The sequence below is a fragment of the Bacteroidales bacterium genome, from assembly GCA_018334875.1.
Taxonomy (GTDB): domain Bacteria; phylum Bacteroidota; class Bacteroidia; order Bacteroidales; family UBA12077; genus JAGXLC01.
Window position 1 is genome coordinate 1 of the sequence record JAGXLC010000019.1, and the last position, 22,470, is coordinate 22,470.

At 41.9% G+C, this 22,470-nt stretch carries 19 protein-coding genes; 5 read left to right on the top strand and 14 right to left on the bottom strand.

Features of this window, described 5'->3' with window-relative positions:
• From gcvP to KGY70_03135, 3 genes are all read right to left on the bottom strand, one after another.
• On the bottom strand, nucleotides 1-2,729 hold a 2,729-nt coding region (gcvP, locus tag KGY70_03125; GenBank protein MBS3774158.1), incomplete at its 3' end, for an aminomethyl-transferring glycine dehydrogenase.
• 184 nt (nucleotides 2,730-2,913) lie between these two features.
• Nucleotides 2,914-3,552 carry an MBL fold metallo-hydrolase gene (locus tag KGY70_03130; GenBank protein ID MBS3774159.1) on the bottom strand — a complete coding sequence of 213 codons (639 nt, stop codon included), beginning with the start codon at nucleotides 3,550-3,552 and terminating at the stop codon, nucleotides 2,914-2,916.
• Nucleotides 3,553-3,563: 11 nt separating this feature from the next.
• Complete coding sequence (locus KGY70_03135) at nucleotides 3,564-4,220, bottom strand: protein-L-isoaspartate(D-aspartate) O-methyltransferase (GenBank protein ID MBS3774160.1); 657 nt, start codon at nucleotides 4,218-4,220, stop codon at nucleotides 3,564-3,566.
• 170 nt (nucleotides 4,221-4,390) lie between these two features.
• Between KGY70_03135 and KGY70_03140 the strand changes: the two genes are divergently transcribed.
• Nucleotides 4,391-5,290: a hypothetical protein gene (locus KGY70_03140; GenBank protein MBS3774161.1), complete on the top strand. Its 900-nt coding sequence runs from the start codon at nucleotides 4,391-4,393 to the stop codon at nucleotides 5,288-5,290.
• Here the strand turns inward: KGY70_03140 and thpR are convergent.
• Nucleotides 5,287-5,847 (bottom strand): RNA 2',3'-cyclic phosphodiesterase, encoded by a 561-nt coding sequence (gene thpR, locus KGY70_03145; protein MBS3774162.1) that lies wholly within the window; start codon nucleotides 5,845-5,847, stop codon nucleotides 5,287-5,289. The two genes, KGY70_03140 and thpR, sit on opposite strands and share 4 nt — an antisense overlap.
• Before the next feature lie 104 nt (nucleotides 5,848-5,951).
• Between thpR and elbB the strand changes: the two genes are divergently transcribed.
• On the top strand, nucleotides 5,952-6,611 hold the full coding sequence (gene elbB, locus KGY70_03150; GenBank protein ID MBS3774163.1) for an isoprenoid biosynthesis glyoxalase ElbB: 660 nt from the start codon (nucleotides 5,952-5,954) through the stop codon (nucleotides 6,609-6,611).
• A gap of 504 nt (nucleotides 6,612-7,115) precedes the next feature.
• On the opposite strand, the gene KGY70_03155 is transcribed toward elbB, so the two are convergent.
• From KGY70_03155 to KGY70_03185, 7 genes are all read right to left on the bottom strand, one after another.
• On the bottom strand, nucleotides 7,116-7,766 hold the full coding sequence (locus KGY70_03155) for a DUF4294 domain-containing protein (protein MBS3774164.1): 651 nt from the start codon (nucleotides 7,764-7,766) through the stop codon (nucleotides 7,116-7,118).
• A gap of 629 nt (nucleotides 7,767-8,395) precedes the next feature.
• A complete protein-coding gene (gene gdhA / locus KGY70_03160; protein MBS3774165.1) occupies nucleotides 8,396-9,733 on the bottom strand; it encodes an NADP-specific glutamate dehydrogenase in 1,338 nt (445 codons plus the stop codon).
• A 143-nt stretch (nucleotides 9,734-9,876) separates the two neighbouring features.
• The gene (locus KGY70_03165) at nucleotides 9,877-12,852 is read right to left on the bottom strand and encodes a phosphoenolpyruvate synthase (GenBank protein MBS3774166.1); all 2,976 of its coding nucleotides are present in this window, start codon (nucleotides 12,850-12,852) and stop codon (nucleotides 9,877-9,879) included.
• Nucleotides 12,853-12,936: 84 nt separating this feature from the next.
• Nucleotides 12,937-16,392 carry a pyruvate, phosphate dikinase gene (locus KGY70_03170; protein MBS3774167.1) on the bottom strand — a complete coding sequence of 1,152 codons (3,456 nt, stop codon included), beginning with the start codon at nucleotides 16,390-16,392 and terminating at the stop codon, nucleotides 12,937-12,939.
• Between the two features lie 157 nt (nucleotides 16,393-16,549).
• A complete protein-coding gene (locus KGY70_03175; protein MBS3774168.1) occupies nucleotides 16,550-16,918 on the bottom strand; it encodes a hypothetical protein in 369 nt (122 codons plus the stop codon).
• Nucleotides 16,919-16,934: 16 nt separating this feature from the next.
• Nucleotides 16,935-17,114, bottom strand: a complete 180-nt coding sequence (locus KGY70_03180) for a hypothetical protein (protein MBS3774169.1) — start codon at nucleotides 17,112-17,114, stop codon at nucleotides 16,935-16,937.
• 50 nt (nucleotides 17,115-17,164) lie between these two features.
• The gene (locus KGY70_03185; protein MBS3774170.1) at nucleotides 17,165-17,713 is read right to left on the bottom strand and encodes an RNA polymerase sigma factor; all 549 of its coding nucleotides are present in this window, start codon (nucleotides 17,711-17,713) and stop codon (nucleotides 17,165-17,167) included.
• 375 nt (nucleotides 17,714-18,088) lie between these two features.
• On the opposite strand from KGY70_03185, the gene ychF reads away from it, so the two are divergent.
• The 3 genes from ychF to KGY70_03200 all read left to right on the top strand — a co-directional run bounded on the left by ychF (nucleotide 18,089) and on the right by KGY70_03200 (nucleotide 20,096).
• Complete coding sequence (ychF, locus tag KGY70_03190; protein ID MBS3774171.1) at nucleotides 18,089-19,186, top strand: redox-regulated ATPase YchF; 1,098 nt, start codon at nucleotides 18,089-18,091, stop codon at nucleotides 19,184-19,186.
• Entirely contained in the window at nucleotides 19,186-19,503 is a 318-nt protein-coding gene (locus KGY70_03195) for a multidrug efflux SMR transporter (protein ID MBS3774172.1), read from the top strand. The genes ychF and KGY70_03195 overlap by 1 nt, the downstream gene beginning before the upstream one ends.
• A gap of 332 nt (nucleotides 19,504-19,835) precedes the next feature.
• Nucleotides 19,836-20,096, top strand: a complete 261-nt coding sequence (locus KGY70_03200; GenBank protein ID MBS3774173.1) for an RNA-binding protein — start codon at nucleotides 19,836-19,838, stop codon at nucleotides 20,094-20,096.
• Nucleotides 20,097-20,431: 335 nt separating this feature from the next.
• Here KGY70_03200 and KGY70_03205 read toward each other — a convergent pair whose 3' ends face one another.
• The 3 genes from KGY70_03205 to KGY70_03215 are packed head-to-tail and all read right to left on the bottom strand — an operon-like array spanning nucleotide 20,432 to nucleotide 22,443.
• Entirely contained in the window at nucleotides 20,432-21,307 is an 876-nt protein-coding gene (locus KGY70_03205; GenBank protein ID MBS3774174.1) for a TonB family protein, read from the bottom strand.
• Nucleotides 21,308-21,320: 13 nt separating this feature from the next.
• On the bottom strand, nucleotides 21,321-21,719 hold the full coding sequence (locus KGY70_03210; GenBank protein MBS3774175.1) for a biopolymer transporter ExbD: 399 nt from the start codon (nucleotides 21,717-21,719) through the stop codon (nucleotides 21,321-21,323).
• 19 nt (nucleotides 21,720-21,738) lie between these two features.
• Nucleotides 21,739-22,443 (bottom strand): MotA/TolQ/ExbB proton channel family protein, encoded by a 705-nt coding sequence (locus KGY70_03215; protein ID MBS3774176.1) that lies wholly within the window; start codon nucleotides 22,441-22,443, stop codon nucleotides 21,739-21,741.
• Between the last annotated feature and the right edge of the window lie 27 nt (nucleotides 22,444-22,470).

The following is a 22,470-nucleotide window of genomic DNA, read 5'->3' on the forward strand; positions in this document are numbered from 1 at the left end:
GGCCTGTCCCAGTCATCGGATGTGGTAACCTCAGCCGTGTGGGGCGAATTCTTCAGCACATTGTTCTCCGGGTCGGCTTTACCGTCTTTAATTTCCATGATCTCGTTATAGATGGACAACATGGCTTCGATGAAGCGGTCCAGTTCATCGAGCGATTCGCTTTCCGTGGGTTCAACCATCAGTGTTCCGTGAACCGGGAACGACAGGGTAGGAGCGTGGAAACCGTAATCCATAAGCCGTTTGGCTATGTCGGCTTCAATCACGTTGGCCATGGATTTGAACTGCCTGCATTCCAGTATCCCTTCATGTCCTACCATACCGGTTTCGCCCGAGTATACAACGCCATAGGTATCCTTTAATGATGAAATTATATAGTTGGCATTCAGTATGGAAGTTTCTGCAACCTTTTTCAGTCCTTCCGCACCCAGCATTTTTATAAATCCATAGGATACAGGCAATATGCTGGGACTTCCGAAGGGAGATGCTGCTACCGGACCGATCCCTTTTTCGCCGCCTGTTTCAAAGAACGGATGGTTGGGCAGATAGGGTGCCAGCTTTTCAACAGCACCGACCGGTCCCATGCCCGGACCTCCACCACCATGAGGGATAGAAAAGGTTTTATGAAGGTTCAGATGACCGACATCGGCCCCTGTCACCACCGGATTGGTCAGGCCCAACTGGGCATTCAGGTTGGCCCCGTCGAAATAAACCAGCCCTCCGTTTTGGTGTATGATCTCGGTCATTTCCCTGATACGGCTTTCAAAGACACCGTGTGTGGAGGGGTAGGTGACCATGAAGGCCGACAGGTTGTCACTGTTTTCTTCAGCCTTTTTCTTCAGATCATCTATGTCGATGTTGCCATGTTTATCGCATTCTACCACCACCACCTTCATTCCGGCCATGACTCCGCTGGCAGGATTGGTGCCGTGTGCGGAAGAGGGAACCAGCACCACATTTCTGTGAGATTCTCCGTGATCAATATGATATTTGCGGATGGTCATCAGGCCGGTCATCTCTCCGGCAGCTCCTGAATTGGGCTGGAAGGTAAATGCGTGGAAGCCGGTGATGGCTTTTAGCTGCTCTTCAAGCCCCTCGATGAGCTCAAGGTATCCCTGTACCTGGTCTTTGGGCACATAAGGATGGATGCCGGTAAATTCCGGCCAGCTCAATGAGAAGAGCTCCGAAGCTGCGTTCAGTTTCATGGTGCAGCTACCCAGCGGTATCATACCATGGGCCAGGGAATAGTCCTTCCTTTCCAGTCGCTTGATGTAGCGCATCATCTCTGTTTCCGAGTGATAGCGGTTATAAAGGTCCCGGGTCAGGAAATCACTTTTCCGGCTGAATTTCCGGTCAAAATATATTTTCTCGGGAATGTCCCTGATCTCTGAGGGCTCTTTGCCAATAGACTTTGCAAATATACTGATGATCAGATTGAGATCTTTGACCATCGTTTTTTCATCCAGACTAATGCCTATGGTGTTATCATCCATGTACCGGAAGTTGACCCCATGATCGAGGGCAATCTTTCTCACGTCTTCGGTTTTCACGGAACCCGGAAGTTTGATCTTCAGCGTGTCGAAGAAGTCTTTGTTTTCCTGCGTATAGCCCAGCTTCTCAAGCTCATCACTGAGCAAGCCAGCGGCAGAGTGAATGTATGTGGCAATGCGTTTTAATCCTTCCGGTCCGTGATAAACTGCATACATACTGGCCATGGATGCAAGAAGTGCCTGGGCCGTACAAATGTTGGATGTGGCCCTTTCACGCTTTATGTGCTGTTCCCTTACCTGGAGGGCCATCCTGGTGGCATATTTCCCGGTGGCATCTTTGGATACTCCGATGATCCTTCCGGGAATCTTTCTTTTGTACTCGCTTCTTGTGGCAAAATAGGCGGCATGGGGACCTCCGTAACCCAATGGTATGCCAAAGCGCTGAGTGGAGCCGAATACCACGTCGGCATCCCAGTCGCCCGGCGGTGTAACCAGTGCCAGACTCATGATATCTGCGGCAATGGCTACGAGCGTGCCGTTCTCATGAGCTTTATCAATAAAATTTTTGTAGTCTTCAAGTTTTCCATCACCGTTGGGATAGTGGGCCATGGCGCCAAAGATCTTTTCGGTGAATTCGGCTTCGTCATATTTCCCGAACTGCAGCTCTATTCCAAGAGGTTCAGCCCGTGTTTTAAGCACTTCGATGGTTTGAGGGAACATGTTTTCGTCCACAAAAAAGATATTGGCACCTTTTTTCGCTGCAGAACGGGATCGCAGATTCAGCATCATAATCATGGCTTCCACTGCTGCCGTTGCTTCGTCCAGTAATGAAGCATTGGCCAGTTCCATACCGGTCAGCTCCATAACTACCGACTGAAAGTTGAGTAGGGCTTCCAGCCGTCCCTGGGCTATTTCCGCCTGATACGGAGTGTATGGAGTGTACCATCCGGGGTTTTCCAGTATATTTCTCTGGATTACCGCCGGAGTAATGGTATCATAATACCCCAGGCCCATAAACGACCTGTAAAGCTTGTTTTTCGAGGCTATATCACGTATGTGCTGGAAATATTCATATTCGCTCATGGGTTCATCCAGTTCCATAGGCTCATCAAGCTGTATGGATTTCGGGATGGCTTGGTCGATCAGTTCTTTAATCGAATTCAGTCCGATTTTTTTGAGCATTGCGTCAATATCTTTGCTTCTCGGACCATTGTGGCGGTCAATAAATCGTTCTAATGGCATATCTCTCCTTTTTATAAATTTTTACCGATAAATGTGGATAAAGTTAAAAATAACATCCATAAATAAAAACCAAATTTATTAGTACCTTACCGGTCAAATTCTTGCTTTTTTTGGCAAAACTTGCCCGGTAAGGTACTATCTTGTTAAACAAACGGAATGATTGAGTTGTTTACACCCGGTGTTATTAAACCAACAGTGGGTTTTCGGCTTTTTCTTCTTTTATGGTAGTAGTATCTCCATGTCCGGGATAAACTACTGTATCATCATTCAGAGACAGGAGTTTGTCCTTGATATTGCGAATAAGGGTGGCGTGATCTCCGCCCATGAGGTCGGTTCTTCCGATACCTCTTCTGAACAATACATCTCCTGCAAAGATGACCTGTTCTTTTTCGTTATAAAGCCCTATGCTTCCTGGTGAATGTCCGGGTAAATGCAGTACATCAAAGGAGGTATTTCCAAATGATATTTTTTCCCCTTCTTTAATAAAGATTTCAGGGTCTGTTGGCTGATCAATTTCAATGCCTATCATTTCTCCGAAGTCCTTACTTTTTCTTAATACTTCAAGATCATCCTTATGCATGATGGACTGAATATTATAGTAGTTTCTCAGGTAGTCCGAACCCAGGATGTGATCTACATGACCGTGGCTGTGGACTATATATTCAGGCTGCAGCCCGTTTTCCGCAATGAAGTCGGTTAATTCCTTCTGTTCTTCGGCAAAATAACATCCCGGATCCAGGATGATGCATTTTTGAGTTTCATCGTAGATTAAATAGGTGTTTTCCTGAAACGGGTTGAATGCATAGGTTTTAACTTGAATCATATTAAAAGTTTTTAATTGTTTTCATCGGAATCCTTTCCCGGGGTGAGGGGTACAAATATAAAGCTGCCGTATTTGCGTTTTTTTATTTCATCCGGACCTGTTTTTTCGACCACCGTCATATCCTGTCCGAGCTGAGATCCCAGCGGCAGTACCATCCTTCCGCCCTCCTTCAGTTGATTCAGCAGTTCCTGGGGAATCTCATCGGCTGCTGCTGTGATCAGTATTTTGTCATAGGGAGCATAGGTGGGATGGCCTTTGTAACCATCACCATAAAACAAATAGGGCTGATATCCCATCTCATTGAGTATTTTTTTGGCTTTCAGGTATAAGTCTCTATAACGCTCTATTGAGTATACTTTTGCCCCCATCTCCAGAAGGATGGCTGTTTGATACCCTGATCCGGTGCCTATTTCCAGCACTTTTTCGTGTTTTTCGACATCCAGAAGCTCCGTCTGGAAGGCTACAGTATAAGGCTGAGATATGGTTTGGTCCTTTGCTATGGGGAAAGCCTGATCCTTATAGGCAAACTGCTCAAAGCCACTTTCCATAAAATAGTGGCGCGGAACCCTTTCCATAGCCTCTAAAACGCTTTCATCTTTAATCCCCTTCTTCCTGAGCCCTTTTATTAATTTTTGTCTTAATCCTTTATGTTTATATGTATCAACCATTTAGTTTTTGTGTTTTTATTGTTTGACAAAGATAAAAGGAACTTTGTTCTTATGAAAAGTTCCGGTGGATTTATTTCAATTTCCATTTTATCAACAACATAAGTTGATAAGTTAGTATAAAAAACCCACTATGAACTGAAAAAATGCTTTAAATTTGTGAAAAAGTGCATATGGAAATTGGATTCATTGGTAACAGTGCTTTTAAGGGCCGAATTGTTTCTTCTCTTCGAAAAACGGAACATTCGGTTTGTGGAGCTTATCATTCCCGCAAGACAAAGTTTGGGAGGGATGTGAATGAATATGGGAGTGCTGAGGCTTTAATTTCCGATGCCGACCTTGTATATATTGCACAGGATGAGCTGCCTCTGTTTGAGATAAGCCAAATAGCCATCAAAGAAACGAAACACCTCTTTTTTGAAAACCCTATTCTGTTGGATTATGAAGCATTCCGTCATTTATTCCATTTGGCGAGAGAATCCAAGTCAGTTATACGTTTTAGTCAGAAGCTGCGCACCCATCCGGTTTATACCCCTGTCCGGGATCAGTTGAATCCGCTTTTTGTCAGTTTCCGGTTAGATGCTTACCGGGAACTTAAAGCATTTGATGACCGGAAGCGTGTATTGTTTGATATCGCTTCAGTTATCTGGGATACACTTCACAGAGAGCTCCGGAAAATGCACTACTTTCCTCTTGAATATCATACGCAGTATCCCGGTTCTTTTTTCTTTGATATGGATTTTGACAACGGAACGCATGTGAACCTTCTGTTTAATCATCTTGCCGGTGTACCAGCTTTTTATGCTGAATTTATCCAGGCTTCCAAAAGATTCTTACTGGATTTTATCGGACCGGGGTTGTCGGTATACGATGAAATCAGAGGCTCTTACAAGCCTTCTGTTGGAAAACTCGGATCGGAAGCGGAATGGGTTGCTAAAGATTTTAAAAACTTTGTTCTAAACCTTAAAGATGCCCGGCTACCTCTCACAATCAATGAAGACAATCAGTCAGTGCTGTATTTAACCCATTCGTTATTGAATGAAATGAATTATAAAACGCAATTAATGGCCTAATCCGGCAGAATGAATTTTTCTATGGGCTTGTAGACAGGCCCACTGGGTTTCAGGATGCTTTCATAGTATATGATTTCGTTGATTTTTACCTGTTGGAAATCTTCATCTTGATAGTCGTTGATAAGACCTTTTAGTTTTTCTTTGTCATTGATCCATTTTAGACGGGCCATGGTAAGATGGGGCCGGAACTCCTTTTTTTCCGCCGGAAAACCTAAAGCCACCATTTCGTTTTCGATTCCTTCCTTTATTTCCTTCATCGTTTCGTATTGATAGATTCCTGCCCACAGCACCCTCGGTTTATTCATGTTTTTAAATACACCCAGGCCCGAAAGTTTGATTTGAAAAGAGCTGAACTGGTCGACAAGATTGCCAACCTGGGTTCTGACCCGGGGGATCATTTCTTCGTCTGTATCCCCAAGAAAAAAGAGTGTTATATGAAAGTGATCACTATTTACCCATTTTATCTTTTCATTCTTTAATTCATTTCTTAATTTAGTGTACGTTTTAAGGAGCTTGTCACCGGGTGAAATTTTGCAGGCTATAAAAGTTCTTTTCATTCTGATGATGGTTTTGATTTGCCAATCCAATTTAATAAATATAATGTAAATTATCCAAATGTTAATGCTGTTATACGAATCGTGAACCTTTTAAAAGATAAGCTATGAATAAACAAATGAAATTTGCTGTAATTCTTGCCGGAAGCGGTGTATTTGACGGATCGGAAATCCATGAAGCCACCATGTCGTTCTATGCCATTATGAAAAATGGCGGAACTTATCAGGCATTTGCCCCGGATATTGATCAGTATAATGTTATCAACCACATTACCGGGGAAGAAATGGAAGGGAAGAGAAACCTATTGATTGAGTCTGCAAGAATTTCCAGGGGAGATATTATGAATCTGAAAGATTTTAATGCAGATGATTATGATGCCTTGATCTTACCGGGTGGTTTCGGCGCTGCTAAAAACCTGACCTCTTTTGCTTTTGATGGTGCCAATTGCAAGGTTAACGGCGAGGTAGAGAATGCAGTGAGGGCTATGGCAGATCAGGAAAAACCCATAGGAGCCCTGTGTATTTCTCCGGTTATCCTGGCAAAAATATTCGGCGATGTAAAACTGACCATCGGGCAGGACAAGGATACCGCCCGGGCAGTAGAAGAAATGGGAGCTACTCACCAGGCAACCGATCACGCTGAAGTGGTGGTGGATAAAAACAAAAAATTGGTGACTTCTCCTTGTTATATGCTGGATGCCAATATACTGAATATTGCAGAAGGTGCGGATAATGTGGTGAAGTCGATTCTGGAGATTTCCGGTTGATAAAACAATGCATGAATGTATAAATGCTTAAATGAGATGAAAGGCTAAGAACAGGGAATATATGCAGATTGCCAACTGCTTTTTGCCAACTGCCAACTTGTTTGAAAGAGGCTGAGGCTAAAGAATATGTGGGCTGGCGAGCTGATAAATTGCTACATTGTTAAATTGTAACATTGTTGAATGTGGCTAAGGCGGAGACTAAGAGCAGAGAATATTCAGTTTGTGCCAGCTATGAAATCCCTAATGATAATCAACCTGATTATCTTATTCTCCGGAGGAATATAAAAGCTGGATGTAAAAAATAAGTTAATAAGGTTAAGGGATGGGGAGATGCCTTATGGCTACTAATGTTTAATGACAATAACTGACATTTTAATTCCTATGCCGCCTAAGCATCTCTTAACAGTTTAACAATTTGTCAGTTTAACAATTTGTCAGTTTCTTCCAATTCAATCCCGGCATCCAATCATCCAATCATCCAATCATTCAATCATTCAATCATTCTTAGATCTGGTTGTGTTCGATCAGGGTTACAATACGTTCTATCATCCAGTCTCTTCCATTGGGGTCGTATTCGGCTTTCAGGTCATGGCCGAATACCCTTGCTATGGTTTGCCAAAAGAAGGCCGAGAAGCTGCCTTTAAGCTCATCAAGCAGCTGGTAGGAAGTGTTGCCGGTCTCGCGGTCAATCAGTTTTAAGAGAAGCCGTCCCTGACTGATGGTCAACTTTTTAATATCCTGCTTGAATTCTTCTTTTATTTCCTTCTCGACCTTTTTTATATATTTGCGGCGTTCTTTTTCCGATTCCAGTTGTTGAAATTCCCTTTCCATCTTGATGAGCTTGTACTTGGCTTTCTGGGCATAAGGGTAAACCTTTTTGAGGTTTTTTACCAGTTTTTGATACTTTCTGTATTTTCGCCGGTTGTCAAATTTAATTTCCGGATACACCACAACTTCCTGTACCTCTATGCTTGCAAGGGTCTCACCGTCCACTTCTTCTGCTTTTAGCAAATGCATGTCTTCTATCTTCATGGTGTCTTTTATCTCGGATCGGGTTACCTTATAAAGGGTGTCTCCATTTTGAGAAAAAACGGGAACGGCAAACAGAAAAAAAAGCATAAAAAGAAACAAGATGTATTTTCCATTCATTTTCATAAAATTAAGTGAGTTTTTTGAACAGACATTGCTTTATCTTCCCTTAACCCGAATCATTTACAAATAATCCTTCCCGCAAATCCTCCCGCATTCATAAACTTCACTATCCCGCTTCTTCAGCGGGACAGGCTGTTTGTTTATGAAAAATGCAGGTTTAAATACATATACATTTCATCTAGTTTAAACGGATAAAAGCGGTTTATGTTTTATGAATTTTTGCCGGATGATAATATACCGCGCAGAACACAATCCAAAAGAATCGCGCATTCATAAGCTTCACTATCCCACTTATTTCTTCAGCGGGATTTATGCCATCACTTCTAAAAAATTTGTTTTTTAGCAAAGTTTTGCAGCAATTTAAATTCTCAAGTTTGGTAAACCTTTCTTTGGGCCGATTATAAAAGTTAAATTGTTTAATTTTGAGAACGATACCTATCATCAGGTTATGAGAAATTTGTTTGCAGCTAAAGCTGCGGTAAGAATTCTCCAGGTTAGAATGTTCCCTGGCAAGGCTTGGGAGTTTTGAATGCCAAATGTAAAGACGTACGGCCGTACGTCTTTACTGAATAAATTGACTGGCATGAAAAACGAGCGTAACGCAGCCAGCGGATATTATAGACAGACTTTGATTAAATTACCCCCTGGTCAAGCATTGCATTGGCTACCTTAAGAAATCCGGCTATATTGGCTCCTTTCATGTAATCTACATTGCCGTTTTCATCCTTTCCATATTCCATACATGCATTATGAATATCAGTCATAATTTTATGGAGTCTTTCGTCAACCTCCTCTCTTGACCAATGGAGCTTCATGGAATTCTGAGTCATTTCCAGTCCGGATGTAGCGACACCGCCTGCGTTTGCTGCTTTTCCCGGACCAAAGAGTATGTTGTTGTTTTGGAAAATGTCGATGGCTTCGGGTGTGCAGGGCATGTTGGCACCTTCGGATATGCACATACAGCCATTTTCCACCAGTTGTTCCGCGTCTTCTTTGTTTAGCTCATTTTGAATGGCGCAGGGTAAGGCAATATCCACCTCCAGCTCCCAGGGTTTTCTTCCTTCATAAAACTGGCCGCTATCAAACTCATAGGAATAGGGCTTAACAATATCTTCGTTTGTTGCCCTCAGTTCCAGCATAAAATCTATTTTCTCCCCTTTGATTCCATCCGCATCAAAAATATACCCGTCGGGTCCGGATATGGCTATTACTTTAGCTCCCAGTTCTGTGGCCTTAAGGGCTGCACCCCAGGCGACATTGCCAAATCCGGAGATGGCAACGGTTTTTCCTTCCAATGTCTCTCCTTTGGTGGCAAGCATTTCTTTGGCAAAATACACATTTCCGAATCCCGTAGCTTCCGGTCGTATCAGGCTTCCTCCCCAGTTAAGCCCTTTACCTGTAAGCACTCCGGTATTTTCTTTAGCCAGCTTTTTATACATTCCGTAGAGATATCCGATTTCTCTTGCTCCCACACCAATATCCCCGGCAGGAACATCTGTTTCCGGTCCGATGACATTCCATAATTCAGTCATGAATGACTGACAGAAACGCATGATCTCGGAATCCGACTTGCCTTTCGGATTAAAATCGGAACCTCCTTTTGCCCCGCCCATAGGCAATGTAGTGAGGGCGTTCTTGAATATTTGTTCAAAACCCAGGAATTTTAGAGAACTAAGGTTTACACTGGGGTGAAATCTTAATCCTCCTTTGTAGGGGCCAATGGCATTGTTAAACTGAACCCTGTAACCCAGGTTGACATTGACCTGTCCGTTGTCGGTGATCCAGGGAACTTTAAAGGTGAGGATGCGGTCCGGCTCAACCAGTCTTTCAATAATAGAAGCACTTTCAAATTGAGGATTTTCATTGTATACATCTTCAATGCATTCCAATACTTCCCTTACCGCCTGAAGATACTCCACTTCGCCCTGATGTTTCTTTTCAAGCTCATTCATTAATTTATCTACGTTCATAGGAAAAAAGTTTTAATTGTAAAAATATGTTGCTTAACATATGTTGTTGACTGAATGACAGTACTAAAATATAATTTAAAATTTGTTAACCCCAATTTTTTTCCTAAATTCATATATGATTTTGCTCATATTTTGAGGGGAGGTCAGTATGATGAATGATTGGGCTTAAAAACGGCCCCCCTGCTGTGTTTTCCGTCAATTTGAACCGGGATGGGGTTTTGGAATCTGATATGTCGGATGTTTTCATTTTCAAATTGAGCCTGACATCTTTCCAGGTATTCATAATCGAAATGGCCTTCCCCGATATAAGGATTGACTGTGAAATAACCTACCCTGAAGGAGGTAAGATTATGGAAGAAATGAGTCCCCTGACTGGGGTCGATCCGATAATTATTCAACCCGGATTCGACGATGACGCGGGCCTGTGAAATTTGTCCCCATTTTACAGGTATGCCTAGGGTATGATCAGCCGTACCCCATCGTCCGGGGCCGATCAACACATAATTTCTGCCTTCCTCCCGCAAATGATCGTTGAGTTTTCCCAATTCTTCGGCTATATCCTTGCTTTTTAGTGAAGTGAAATTGCCGGGGATGACATATATGACATCATAAATGTCATCAATTTTGCCGTTGCCCAGGGCTGCCTCGGAATAAATAAGGGTTTCACCGGGATCTACTTCTTCGAGATCAAAATGGTTTTCCTGATCGGCACCAACGATCGGCCGGATCTGTAGGAAATTGAAGACCACGGGGTCAACCTTGCTTACATTCAAATCTACGGCAAATTCTATCTCTATAGGATTGCCGATCTCTTTTTCAAATACCTTCAGTAAATTCTGCAGAATCTTATCGAGAGGGATTACCTTATGCTTCAATACATTGGCAAATGTGATAATTTTTTTGCCTTTGTATATGGTCCCTTCCCGGATCATGTTATTCTCCAGGTCGTAAGTGGAGGAGGCATGTCTGAGGGATTTGTCTTTTTCGGCTTCCCTGATCCTCAGCCTGAGCAGGTTTACCCCCTCATCGGTTGACGGCACAAAATTCTCCGGTCTCAGGTCAAGGGCGTAAAAATATTTCTGTGTATCGCGTATAGCCATCTCCGGGGTAGAAAGCTGAATGATCTTGTTCGGGTGTTTGGGAGAGAACCGCAGGGATACCCCTCCGTCCACGATTTGTTTTCCCAGTCCAAAGGCAATGTTGGCTATTCCCTCGTCGGATTTTTCAGGTTCTACCGGGTAAAAGTTTATGGAACGCGCGACACCCGACATGGTGGGATAGAATTTGTCCTTGTATTTTGATCCGCATACCTCCTGCAGGATGATTCCCATTTTTTCTTCGTCAATTACGTTGGAAGTGGCTGTCATGTAAGCTTTACTGTTCTGAAAATATACGGAAGCATATACACTCTTAATGGCCTGGGAAAGAAGCTGTATCATCTGAGTGTTGTCATCCACACGGGGTACCATGTAGGTGTTGTATATACCGGCAAAGGGCTGATAATGCGAATCTTCAAGTTTGCTGGAAGAACGGACAGCTATGGGGTTATTGATAACGGAAACAAAGGCATACAGGTCCTGGTAGATACGACTGGGTAACCGGGCTTCCATGAAATGGTCCAGGATTTCCTTGTCGGTTTTTTCTGACAAGCCAATTTTGTAAAGGTCATTGCCCTCCATAAATTCATCGAATATATCGGTACTCAGAACTACCGTCCGGGGTATGGTAAGCAGCACACCCGAATACTTGCTGAAAAGGTTATGCTTTTTGATCACGGAATTGGCAAAAGCCAGCCCGCGGGCTTTTCCGCCAATAGAACCTTCTCCTATCCTTGAGAACAAAATGTATTCATCGAAACTGTTTCTGTCAAACTTGGCTATGATGCCTCTGCCTTTGTTCATGCGATAACTGGAGATCGCTTTTAAGATGTAGTTTCTTACCTCATCCAGTGAATTAAAATCGCTTATTTTCAGGTATTTAAATAATTGAGCGATTGGAAATATAGCCCTGGCATTAAGCCATTTGGACAGATCATTTTTCCCGGCATGATATTCCAGTGACTCATCGGGAATTTTCATAATCATCTCCTGGAGCGTACGCAGATCATGAGCACGGCCAATGGGTTCCATGGTTTTTGGATTCCTGAAAACAAATTCTCCAAAGGCAAATTGATTGATGATGTAGTTTCTCAGTTCAATGGTAAGGGATTTGGAGTATTTATGGAGAAATCCGGTATTGTGTTGTTTCGCCAGATCTTCGTTTTTACGGTTGGAAGATTGTAAGAGGAAGGGGATGAATTCATCATGGCTTCTCACTTTCTCGCACAGCTTAATCCCTGCATATTTGTCTTTTATACCGTTCCTTTTGTACTTCATGTCAGAGATAACACCCAGGAGGTTGTATTTATATTTATCGAATATTTCAACTGCTTCTTCATAGGTGGTAGCCAGCAGAATTTTTGGTCTTGCTCTCTTCCTGAGCATCCTTTGATGCTCATTTAAGGCCTCTCTTACATATTCCTTTGACTGCTTGAACATGATCTTATAAATGTTGGGCAGATAAGAGGATATATACCTTATGGAGTTTTCCACAAGCAGTATGGTTTGAACCCCAATTTCTTCCACATCATGTTCCACATTCATCTTATCCTCTATCAGTTTGATGATGGCCAGGAGTAAGTCAGCATTTCCCAGCCAGCAGAAAACATAATCGATACCGCTCAGATCCTCATGCTGAATTCGTATGGAGACTTCCCTGGAGAAGGGTGTGAGCACCACATTGGGTTTACCCGGGTATTCCCTTTTGATTTCGTTGGCCAGGCCGAAAGTATCGTAACCTCCTATGGTAAGCATCGTAATGACCAGGTCGATCTGATCATTCCTTAATTTCTCAAAAGCTTCTTCGGCCGAATGGGCCATCACGAAGATAGGCGGATAACGCAAGTTAAGCGACACATACTCGTTAAATATCTGTTCGTCAATTCTGCCATCTTCCTCAATCATAAAAGCATCATAACTGCTGGCAATAAGCAACACTTTGTGTATGCGTTTTTGCATCAAAAGGCTGAAATTGGTGTCGCTGAAATCCAGATTTAATGTATCTTTATATTGTGTGTAAATTTCTGTTGCCATAATTTTATGCGTATATTAAGATGCTTTTTTATAACTAAAACTCATTGTTTTGAACTTTATTTTCATGATTTTTTACAGTGTGATGGCCGACTTCATTTTTTTGCCATCCATAATGATCTTTAAAGGATGCTTAAATTCCACATGTTTAAAAAAGCGTGTATGGTGCTTTATAAGTTGATTTTCCAGGATATCCCAGTTAAGAAAGTTTCTTCCCGAATGATCTTCTATTGAAAAATACCCTACATTCATTGAGGTGAGGTTATGGAAAAAATGGGAACCCAATGAAGCCTCCAGCGGGAAATTTTTTAAGCCGGTTTCCACAATCACTTTGGCATTGGATATTTGTGGCCATACTACCGGAATACCGATAAATCTGTCGCGTGTACCCCATCTTCCGGGTCCGATCAGCACATATTTTTTTCCCTGTTTCTGCATTTCCTCATTAAGTTTTTCTATTTCGTAAGTCATTTCTACTGTATAGCGGTTGTTGAATTGCTCCCGGTCGATGAATATTACATCTCTGATATCCTCGATCTTACCGTTGCCCATGCTTTTTTCAGAGAATAGCACAAGATTGCTGTCTTTGAATTTTTCAAAATCTACATGCTGGTCTTCATCCTGGCCTACCAGTGGTTTGATCTGTAGCAGGTAAAATGAGGCAAGCCCATTTTTATCTTTGTTCAGGTTGACGGCCCATTCAATTTCCCCTTCCGTACCCAGGGCTTCTTTAACTACTTTCAGTATTTTGTCGATGGTTTCGGCCAATGGGATGTATTCGTATTTTAATATGTCAGCAAAATCGATAATTCTGGGCCCATAAGCATCTGTACCCGCTTCGATACGGTCGTTGTCCTGATCATACACGGATGCACAATGTTTCAGATTGCCATGTTTTTCAGCCTCACTGATGTCCAGTTTTGCCATACCACTATATTTTTCCTGCCTCAGGTTGAGTTCTTTCTTGTTCATATCCACTGCATAGAATGCTACCTGGGAAGTTTTTATCAGATCTTTGTTAGAAGAGATCTGGAGTTTGGGATAGGCAGGTGAGAACCTGTAGGCCTGTTCACCATCTACCACGTATTGCCCCAGTCCTACGGCTGCGACAGCAAATCCCTCCTCGGGTTTCATATGGTTCACGGGGTAATAGTTGTGTGACTGAGCTGTACCGCTGATATGGGGGTAATAGTAATGATCGTACTGGTCTCCTACAAGCTCCTGAAGGATTACGGCCATTTTTTCTTCTTCCACTTTATGGCCTACAGCCTTGAAGTAGTTTCTGGCTTCGTTGGAATACAGGGAAGCATATACCAGTTTGATGGCATCTTTAAGTTGTTTTAACCGCGTTTTGAAATCAGGATGGTTGTTGGGGATGATGTAGGTGTCAAATACACCGGAGAAGGGACGGGTTATGCTGTCTTCAAAAAGACTTGACGACCGTACGGCCAGGGGTTTGGTAATATGCTTGAGGAAGATTTTGAGTCTTTTTTGCAGCTCATAGGATAATTCGGATTCCAGAAACCATGATTTGATTTGTTCGTAGTTTTTCTCTTGAAATATCTTATCATTCAGTTTGTTTTTTTCGAGAAAGATATCGAATTCTTCTGTTCCGATAATGGCTGTTCTTGGAGTCTTCAGGCCAATAGAGGAAAACATTTCATTGAATTTGAAATTGTATATCAGTGTATTGATGAATGCAACTCCACGGCCTTTCCCTCCCAATGCGCCCGGGGCCAGACTTACTACATTGTTTTCCTCAAGAATGGCATGCTCGCTGAAATCAACTATTTTGCCTTTCTCTTGCTCGTTGCGGTATAACTCCAGCGTGTCGATGAGAAACTGTCTCATCTGTTCGGCATCATCGAAATCATCTATTTTTAACGGATTGATGATCTTTGCAATTTGTATTTCGCCTCTTGCCATCAGCCATAATGAAAATTGATTTTTGATGGCATGATACACCAGAGAATCGGCAGGTACGGTTTTCAGATACGATTCAAATTCATCCGTTGATCGGGCAACGGCTATTTGTCTTCCTTGCTTGTCACGGTAAACAAAGTGCCCAAAGCCCAGGTGGTATTTGATGAAACTTTTTAAGTCCTGCAGCAATGTTTCCGAATTTTTATTGATGAAGTTGGCTTTCATATTATAAGCCTCTTCTGCGTTACCGGGATTGGACGACTGCAATATGGTCGGGAGATTCGGTAAATGCTTTTTGGCATGTTTAACCAGGTCAAAGCCTGCATTCTGATCGGTTTTGTTTTCTCTGGGGAATTCAATGTCTGAAATGAGAAAAAGGAAATAATTTTTATATTTTTCAAAGAAGTTCATGGCCTCTTCATAGGAAGAAGCAAGTATGATTTTCGGGCGTGTGCGGAGTTTGATCACTTTATAAAGGTCATCGGTGTTAACCTCATCAATAAGACGTTTGGTCTGTTCCAGTATAATTTGATAAAGGATAGGGAGGTAGCGGGAATAGTATCTGATGGAATCTTCAACAAGCAAAATCACTCGTGTTAGGCCAACTTTTGTATCATTTTCCAGATTCACCCTGTCTTCCAAAAGTTTTACCATTGAAAAGAAAACCTGGGAGTTACCATTCCATACAAAGATGTCATCAAATACTTTCAAATCTTTCCTGTAATTTTCAACATGCTCAAGGTCACTGTTGTTATTGAGCAACAGGAACTGGGGAATATAAGGGTATTGTTTCCTGAGCGTTTTGCCAATAAGGAAGGGTTTCTTTTTATCAACCCCCATCATCAGGATCACCATATCAAAACGTTTGATTTTCATTTGCATGAGGGCATCCTTTTCATTTGAAGCTCCTGTAATTCTTGGAAGTGGGTTTGTGTCGAGCTGGTTATACTCTCCAAGTATGTGCTCGAAAAATCTACCCTCTTTTTCTATGCTGAAGGCATCATAGAGGTTGGAAATCAGGAGAATTTCCTGCACCTGGAAAGGCATCAGGTCATGCAGAATCTCCCGGTCCGTATTGTAATTGTTGATGAATTTCTGGAGCAATTGTTGGTTATTTAAGGGAGTTTTAGAGGGGGTCTTCCGTTGGGAGTCTATTTTGCTTTTGTCTGTTTTGCTGATCATTTCCAGGGCCTTCATACTGTTGATATAACCTGTGACCATATTGGCCAGGTTGTTGATGAGATCCCGTTCTTCTTTCAGAAATGGTCCTTCGTCAAGCGTACGGAATTTTTTGGTGTAGTATATTTCTATAGAACCCTCCTTATTTTCAATGGTTTCGAATTTTTGTGTTTGCATCCACGGGGTTTCCGTGAAACCGGCACTTCTGTACTCTATATCGTCGTACCGAATTCTGGCAGTTGTATATTCAGGATATTGCCATCCCTTTGGTAAAATCAGGGCTATCTTCTGAAGGGTTTCTTCAATGGATTTTTGCTCCTTTATAATGCCACTTGTCTGGTTGATACAGGATAGTTCTTTAAGCCGTTCTTTGTTTTCGGCCAGGAGTTTTTCATAGTCATCCTTAAATTTATTTCTGTTCTCTGGCATAAGATACCGTATTTTAATGGGTTGCTCCTTTCAGATTAAAAACGTGTGTTGCTCCATATTTGTTCTCTTTGAAACGCTGTGATTCAAAAATATAATATGAACCACGGAGAGCACAAAAGAAATCACGAAGGGACACGGAGAGCTTGATGGACTTTAGCTATTTCTCGCTGTTCTCTCCACTGTTCTTTATTTTTTGCAGCAAATAAGCCTTAAATTCATAATCTGCCTGGTAAATCTTCATGACTTTACGAATGGGGAGTATTTCCTTGAATTTTTTATGATATTCCCGCAGCAGTTCAGCCTTTTGTAGTTCAAATCCAATATAATCGTCTGACAGATTTTCTATTTGGGAATCTGAAAGTTCATCCGGGCGTTTCTGATAGTCATTGAATTTCTTTTTCCAGGCGTTAATGATTTTATGCTTTTTTTCCCAGTATGCATTATAAACGGGCCAGAATTTTTCAGCTTCGGACGGTGTGAGCCCGATCTTTTCAGTGAAAAACGCAATTTTCTGGGTCTTGACCATATCCTCTGTCTCCTGTTCATCGCTTTCCTGTGCTGTTAAAGGATAAGGCGGGTTTTACAATGCGAATGAGTGACCGCCCCGTTTTTTCCTTCCTGCATCTTTTCATAATTTTATCGGGAAGTTCCTTAAAATAGTTTTCCGGAACCTGAAAAGGTAACTTTTTCCCAATATCATCCGGAGTAATATGTTTTTTCATGACGGTTTATTTTTCTTCTGTAATTTTTGACATGCTTCATGATGAATGGTTTAATTCTCTTGAAGATACTTTTCAATCTTTTTAACGGCATGATGGTAAGAAGCTTTTAAAGCTCCCACGGAAGTATCGAGTATCTCCGACATATCCTCGTATTTTAAATCATCAAAATATTTCATATTAAATACCAGCCTTTGTTTTTCAGGCAGTTTCAATATGGCTTTCTGTAACTTTTTTTGAATTTGATCGCCGTTAACATATTCATCGCTTTCCAGTTGGTTTATCAGATGGGTTTCAATGTCAAGAAAGGGAACATATCGTCTTTTTCGCTTTTGCTTCAAAAAGGTAAGAGATTCGTTGGTGGCTATACGATATAACCACGTATATAATCTGGAATCTTCCCGGAAATGGTCCAGACCTTTCCAGATTTTGATAAAAGTGTTCTGAAGGATGTCGTCAGAATCTTCATGGGTGATAACGATCTTTCTTATATGCCAGTAAAGCCGCTCCTGATATTTGCCTATGATTGTTTTAAAAGCGAATTCCTTGAAATCGTTATCCCGGAACATTTCAAGAAGTTCTTTATCTGTATATTCTGACATACCAATTCCTGAAATTCAATAATATTCAGTTTTTTCCGTTTTACCTTTTTTTTGTGTGTCCCGTTTAATAATCCTGTAAAAGTACGATTTTCATTGGAATAACGTATATTAGTCAAATAAGTTTTCAATATAATCGGATTGGGTTGTCCCTATAGCTACAGAATTCCTTATGTGGATTTTTATATCGGTTTATTGTTTGCGCTCCATGCCCATACGGTGCCTTTTGATAGTGCGACAGTTGGAGCGCTTTAAGTTCTGGTGCCTGCTCCCCGGGCACTGCCCGGGGTTACTTAAATATTTGTTTCAATACAAGCATCCAAAGGAAAAAGCATTATTTTTGCGTTCTTTGAGCGATCAATTCAAAACAGTTGTTTAATGGCATTAAGATGTGGAATTGTAGGATTACCCAACGTAGGAAAGTCAACCTTGTTTAACAGCCTTTCACGGGCAAAGGCTGATTCCGCCAACTACCCTTTTTGTACTATAGATCCGAATATAGGTACCATTTCAGTACCTGACAAAAGGCTGTATAAAGTCGCCGAACTGGTAAAACCTGAAAAAGTGGTGCCTACAACCATTGAATTTGTGGATATTGCCGGGTTAGTGAAAGGTGCCAGCAGGGGAGAAGGGCTCGGGAATAAGTTTCTGGCGAATATTCGCGAAACCGATGCGGTAATCCATATTCTGAGATGTTTTAAAGACGACAATGTGGCCCATGTAGATGGTCCCGTGGACCCCGTGCGCGATAAAGAAGTGGTGGATATGGAACTTCAGTTAAAGGATCTGGAAACCATACTGAACCGGATGCAGAAAATAGATAAACAGGCCAAATCAGGTGATAAGGAAGCGAAAAAGCTGATGGGATTACTGAAGAAGCATGAGGAATGTCTGTCCCAGGGAAAACCGGTTCGGGATTTGGAATTGGCTAAAGAAGAGAAGGATATGGTGAGAGATCTCCATCTTTTAACGGATAAACCGGTACTTTATGTATGCAATGTTGATGAAACTTCAGCCATTCAGGGGAATCAGTATGTAGAAGAGGTAAAAAAGGCAGTTGCAGGTGAAGATGCAGAAGTCGTTGTAATTGCGGCTTCTCTTGAAGCAGAAATAGCGGAACTGGATACTGAAGAAGAGCGGCAAATGTTTCTGGAAGATCTGGGTTTAAAAGAATCAGGGTTGCATAAATTGATTCATGCTGCATATAGATTACTTCGTCTGGAGACTTTTTTTACAATCGGCCCCAAGGAAGTGAGGGCCTGGACGGTAAAGACCGGTACTCCTGCTCCTGAGGCAGGAGGTATAATCCATTCTGATTTTGAGCGGGGTTTCATTAAAGCTGAAGTAATCAAATATCCTGATTTTATAGAAAAAGGATCTGAATCGGCTTGCAGGGAAGCCGGAAAGATTCACTTAGAGGGCAAAGATTATATTGTCAGGGATGGCGACATCATTACCTTTAAATTCAATATCTGATGGGATGGATCTATTTGATTGTAGCGGGATTTTTTGAAATAGCGTGGGCGATAGGACTGAAGTTTACCCACAGTTTCTCGCGTTTATGGCCAACAGTTGGAGTGGTGATAACAATGATTCTTAGCGTTTATTTTCTCTCACTGGCTATAAAATCAATTCCGGTCGGCACGGCTTATGCCGTATGGACGGGGATTGGCATTGCCGGCACCTCTGTTTTGGGTATCCTCCTTTTTAATGAATCGGCAAGTGTGGCCAGAATACTTTTAATACTGTTGATTTTTTTATCAATTATTGGTTTAAAGCTTATTCCCCAGTAAATTAGGTGATACTTTTTATAAGGTCTAAAACCCTGTTGAATCCATTAAGATTTCTCATATATTTCTCGCAGATTCCGCAGATTAACGCAAACCAATATATTCATCAGCGGTTACCTCTCCGGCTTCCGGCGGATCATCGAAACTTGTCCGGCTTTTGACGGATCAGCGTGAGACAATTAATTTTGTTTGCAGCTATAGCTGCGGCAGGAACAATTCGGGACAGAAATTTTTTTCTGGAAATGAAAAAAAATATTTCTTATTTGTTGGAAAAATTTAAATTTATATCATACATTTGTATATCTTATTATTTCTTTTTTAAAAATTTAAGTTTTATGAACATTTATGTTGGAAACCTGAATTATAATCTTCAGGAAAATGAATTAGAACAGATCTTCAGCGAGTATGGAGAAGTTGCCTCGGTAAAAATCATCAAAGATAAATATACTGGAAAGGCAAAGGGATTTGGTTTTGTTGAAATGCCCAATGACGAAGAAGCCCAAAATGCAATTGAGGAGTTGAACGGGACAGAAGTGAGTGGCAGGCAAATGAAGGTAAACAAGGCGAGGCCCAGAAAAGAAAACCCCAATCGTTAAAGGGTTTTATGGATCCTTCTTTTCCAGAATTGGATTGCATCAATTTTGAACGCGCTTAACTAAAGATATAGACCAGCACCATTATTCACAAACAAAAATGGGTGCTGGTTTATTTTTGTGGTTTTCAGTAAGTGGATTGGGGTTTATGCTATCACTTATAAAAATTTTGTTTTTTAGCAAAGTTTTGATAAATGATAAACCCATGTGAACTCCTATGTTTTCTATGTGTCTCATGTGGTTCAAAAAAAGTTAAATTGCTTAACTTTGAGAACGATACCATACAGGTTATGAGAAATTTGTTTGCAGCTATGGCTACGGTAAGAATTACATGGGTTTTATTGTAACCTGAAGTAATACGTGATGGTACCTTTTTGGTAAGCCGGGGCGTCGGATTTGCTGTCAAATTTAGCCTTCAGGGCAGCTTTTTTTGCTGCATCCAGGAGTTTATCATTTAGGGTGGTTGAGCCTTTCACACCAGGTACTGCATTGGTAACATTGCCGTGTGTATCCACAGTAATTTCCACGACCACTTTGCCTTCTACCTGGTAGTTGTAATCCGGTTTGGGGAGCGATTCGGAGTTCCGTCCTTTAAGGCTGAAGTCAATGCCTCCCTGGCCTCTGCTATCAACGTCTGAATAATTATCGGATGAGGGCGACCCGGTTTCCCGGCCCTGGTTCCCGGAACCTTCTGTTTGTCCCTCGCTTTCACCGGATTCTTCGGTACTTTTTCCGGGATAAAGGGCATTTTCGTTCACCTCGCGTTCAGGTTTTGTTTCTTCTTCTTGCTGCTCCTGGCTTTCCTGTTGCCTTTCTGCAGGTTGGGTTTCCTGTTGTTCCTGCTCTTCCTGTGTTTCCTCTTCTGTTTGATCCATCGCCGGCGCTTCTTCAAAGTCCTGTGTGGCTACATCCTCCTCTTCCTGAGTGGTGGGTTCTTCCGGTTGAGCCTGGTTATCCCGGGCTGTGGACTGCTGCTGTTCCTGTTGGGTTATCTGGGATTCCCTCTGGGTGGAGGTTTCTTCAACAACACTTTCTTGAAGTTCAGCAGCTCCTGAGGCATCACGTGTATTTCCAAAATTGATCATGATCCCTTGTTCACCTGGAAGGGGGAGGGGAGTGGAAAATCCGAAAAATACAAATAAAAGGGCTACGATACCATGGAAAAGGAGGGTACCCAATATACCTTTTTTATGATTTTTTAAAAATTCCTGCATTTCTAACCTTAATTTATTCGGCCCTGGTGGCCAGAATCATTTTCCATTGATTGCGATTTGCGATATTCATTACTTTCACCACCTCTTCAATCGGAACCCTTCTGTCTGCATTCAATGAGATGGTGGGTTCTTCTACATTTTTCTGATTGAATCTTTCCTTTAAAACGTATTCAATCTGTGAAAATTTTACCTGTTGCGCACCTACATAATAATTAAGGTCACTTGTAATGGAAACCGTTTCTATCGGAGAAGCGGGAGTCTGATTGGAGCTTCTTGGAAGAAGGAGATTCAGAGCGTTTGGGTTAACGAGTGTTGAGGTGACCATAAAAAATATGAGCAACAGGAAAACGATGTCAGTCATCCCCGACATGCTGAAGCTTGTGCTGATCTTATTTCTTGGTTTCAGATCCATAATATGGGTATTGTATTAATCATTCAACAGGTTCGTTCAGTAAGTCCATAAATTCCGTAGTATTGGCCTCAAGCTGATAAACCACTTTTTCTACTTTTGTGACCAATACGTTGTAAGCCAGATAGGAGATAATCCCCACCATCAAACCGGCAACTGTGGTAACCATCGCTGTGTAGATTCCGCTCGACAGAAGGGTAATATCAATGTTGCTGCCGGCATTTGCCATATCATAAAAAGCACGGATCATTCCCATTACCGTGCCCAGAAACCCAATCATCGGTGCAGCTCCTGCTGCTGTTGCCAGGGTGGGCAGGCCTTTCTCGAGTTTGGAAATTTCCAGCTTTCCTACGTTTTCAATGGCTGTATTGATGTCGTTCAGGGGTCTTCCTATTCGCTGAATGCCTTTTTCTATCATGCGGGCTACAGGATTATCCAGTGTCTGACATAGCGTTAAAGCCGACTCTACCTTATCGTCATGGATGTAATCCTTGATTTTGTTCATGAAATTGATGTCGGTTTTTGCCGCATTGGTAATGGCAAAGTATCGCTCAATAAAGATATAAATGGCAACGATGGATAAAATCACAATGGGAAGCATGATCCACCCTCCTTTAAGGGCAAGTTCCCAGAAAGAAAGGGTTAATTCACCGGGATCTTCTCCCTGGGCTGCATTGGACAAAGTATCCTGTGTTTGGGCTTGTAACAAGATGAAGAGATGGTTCATAAGTATCACTTTTAAATTTTGGGGACA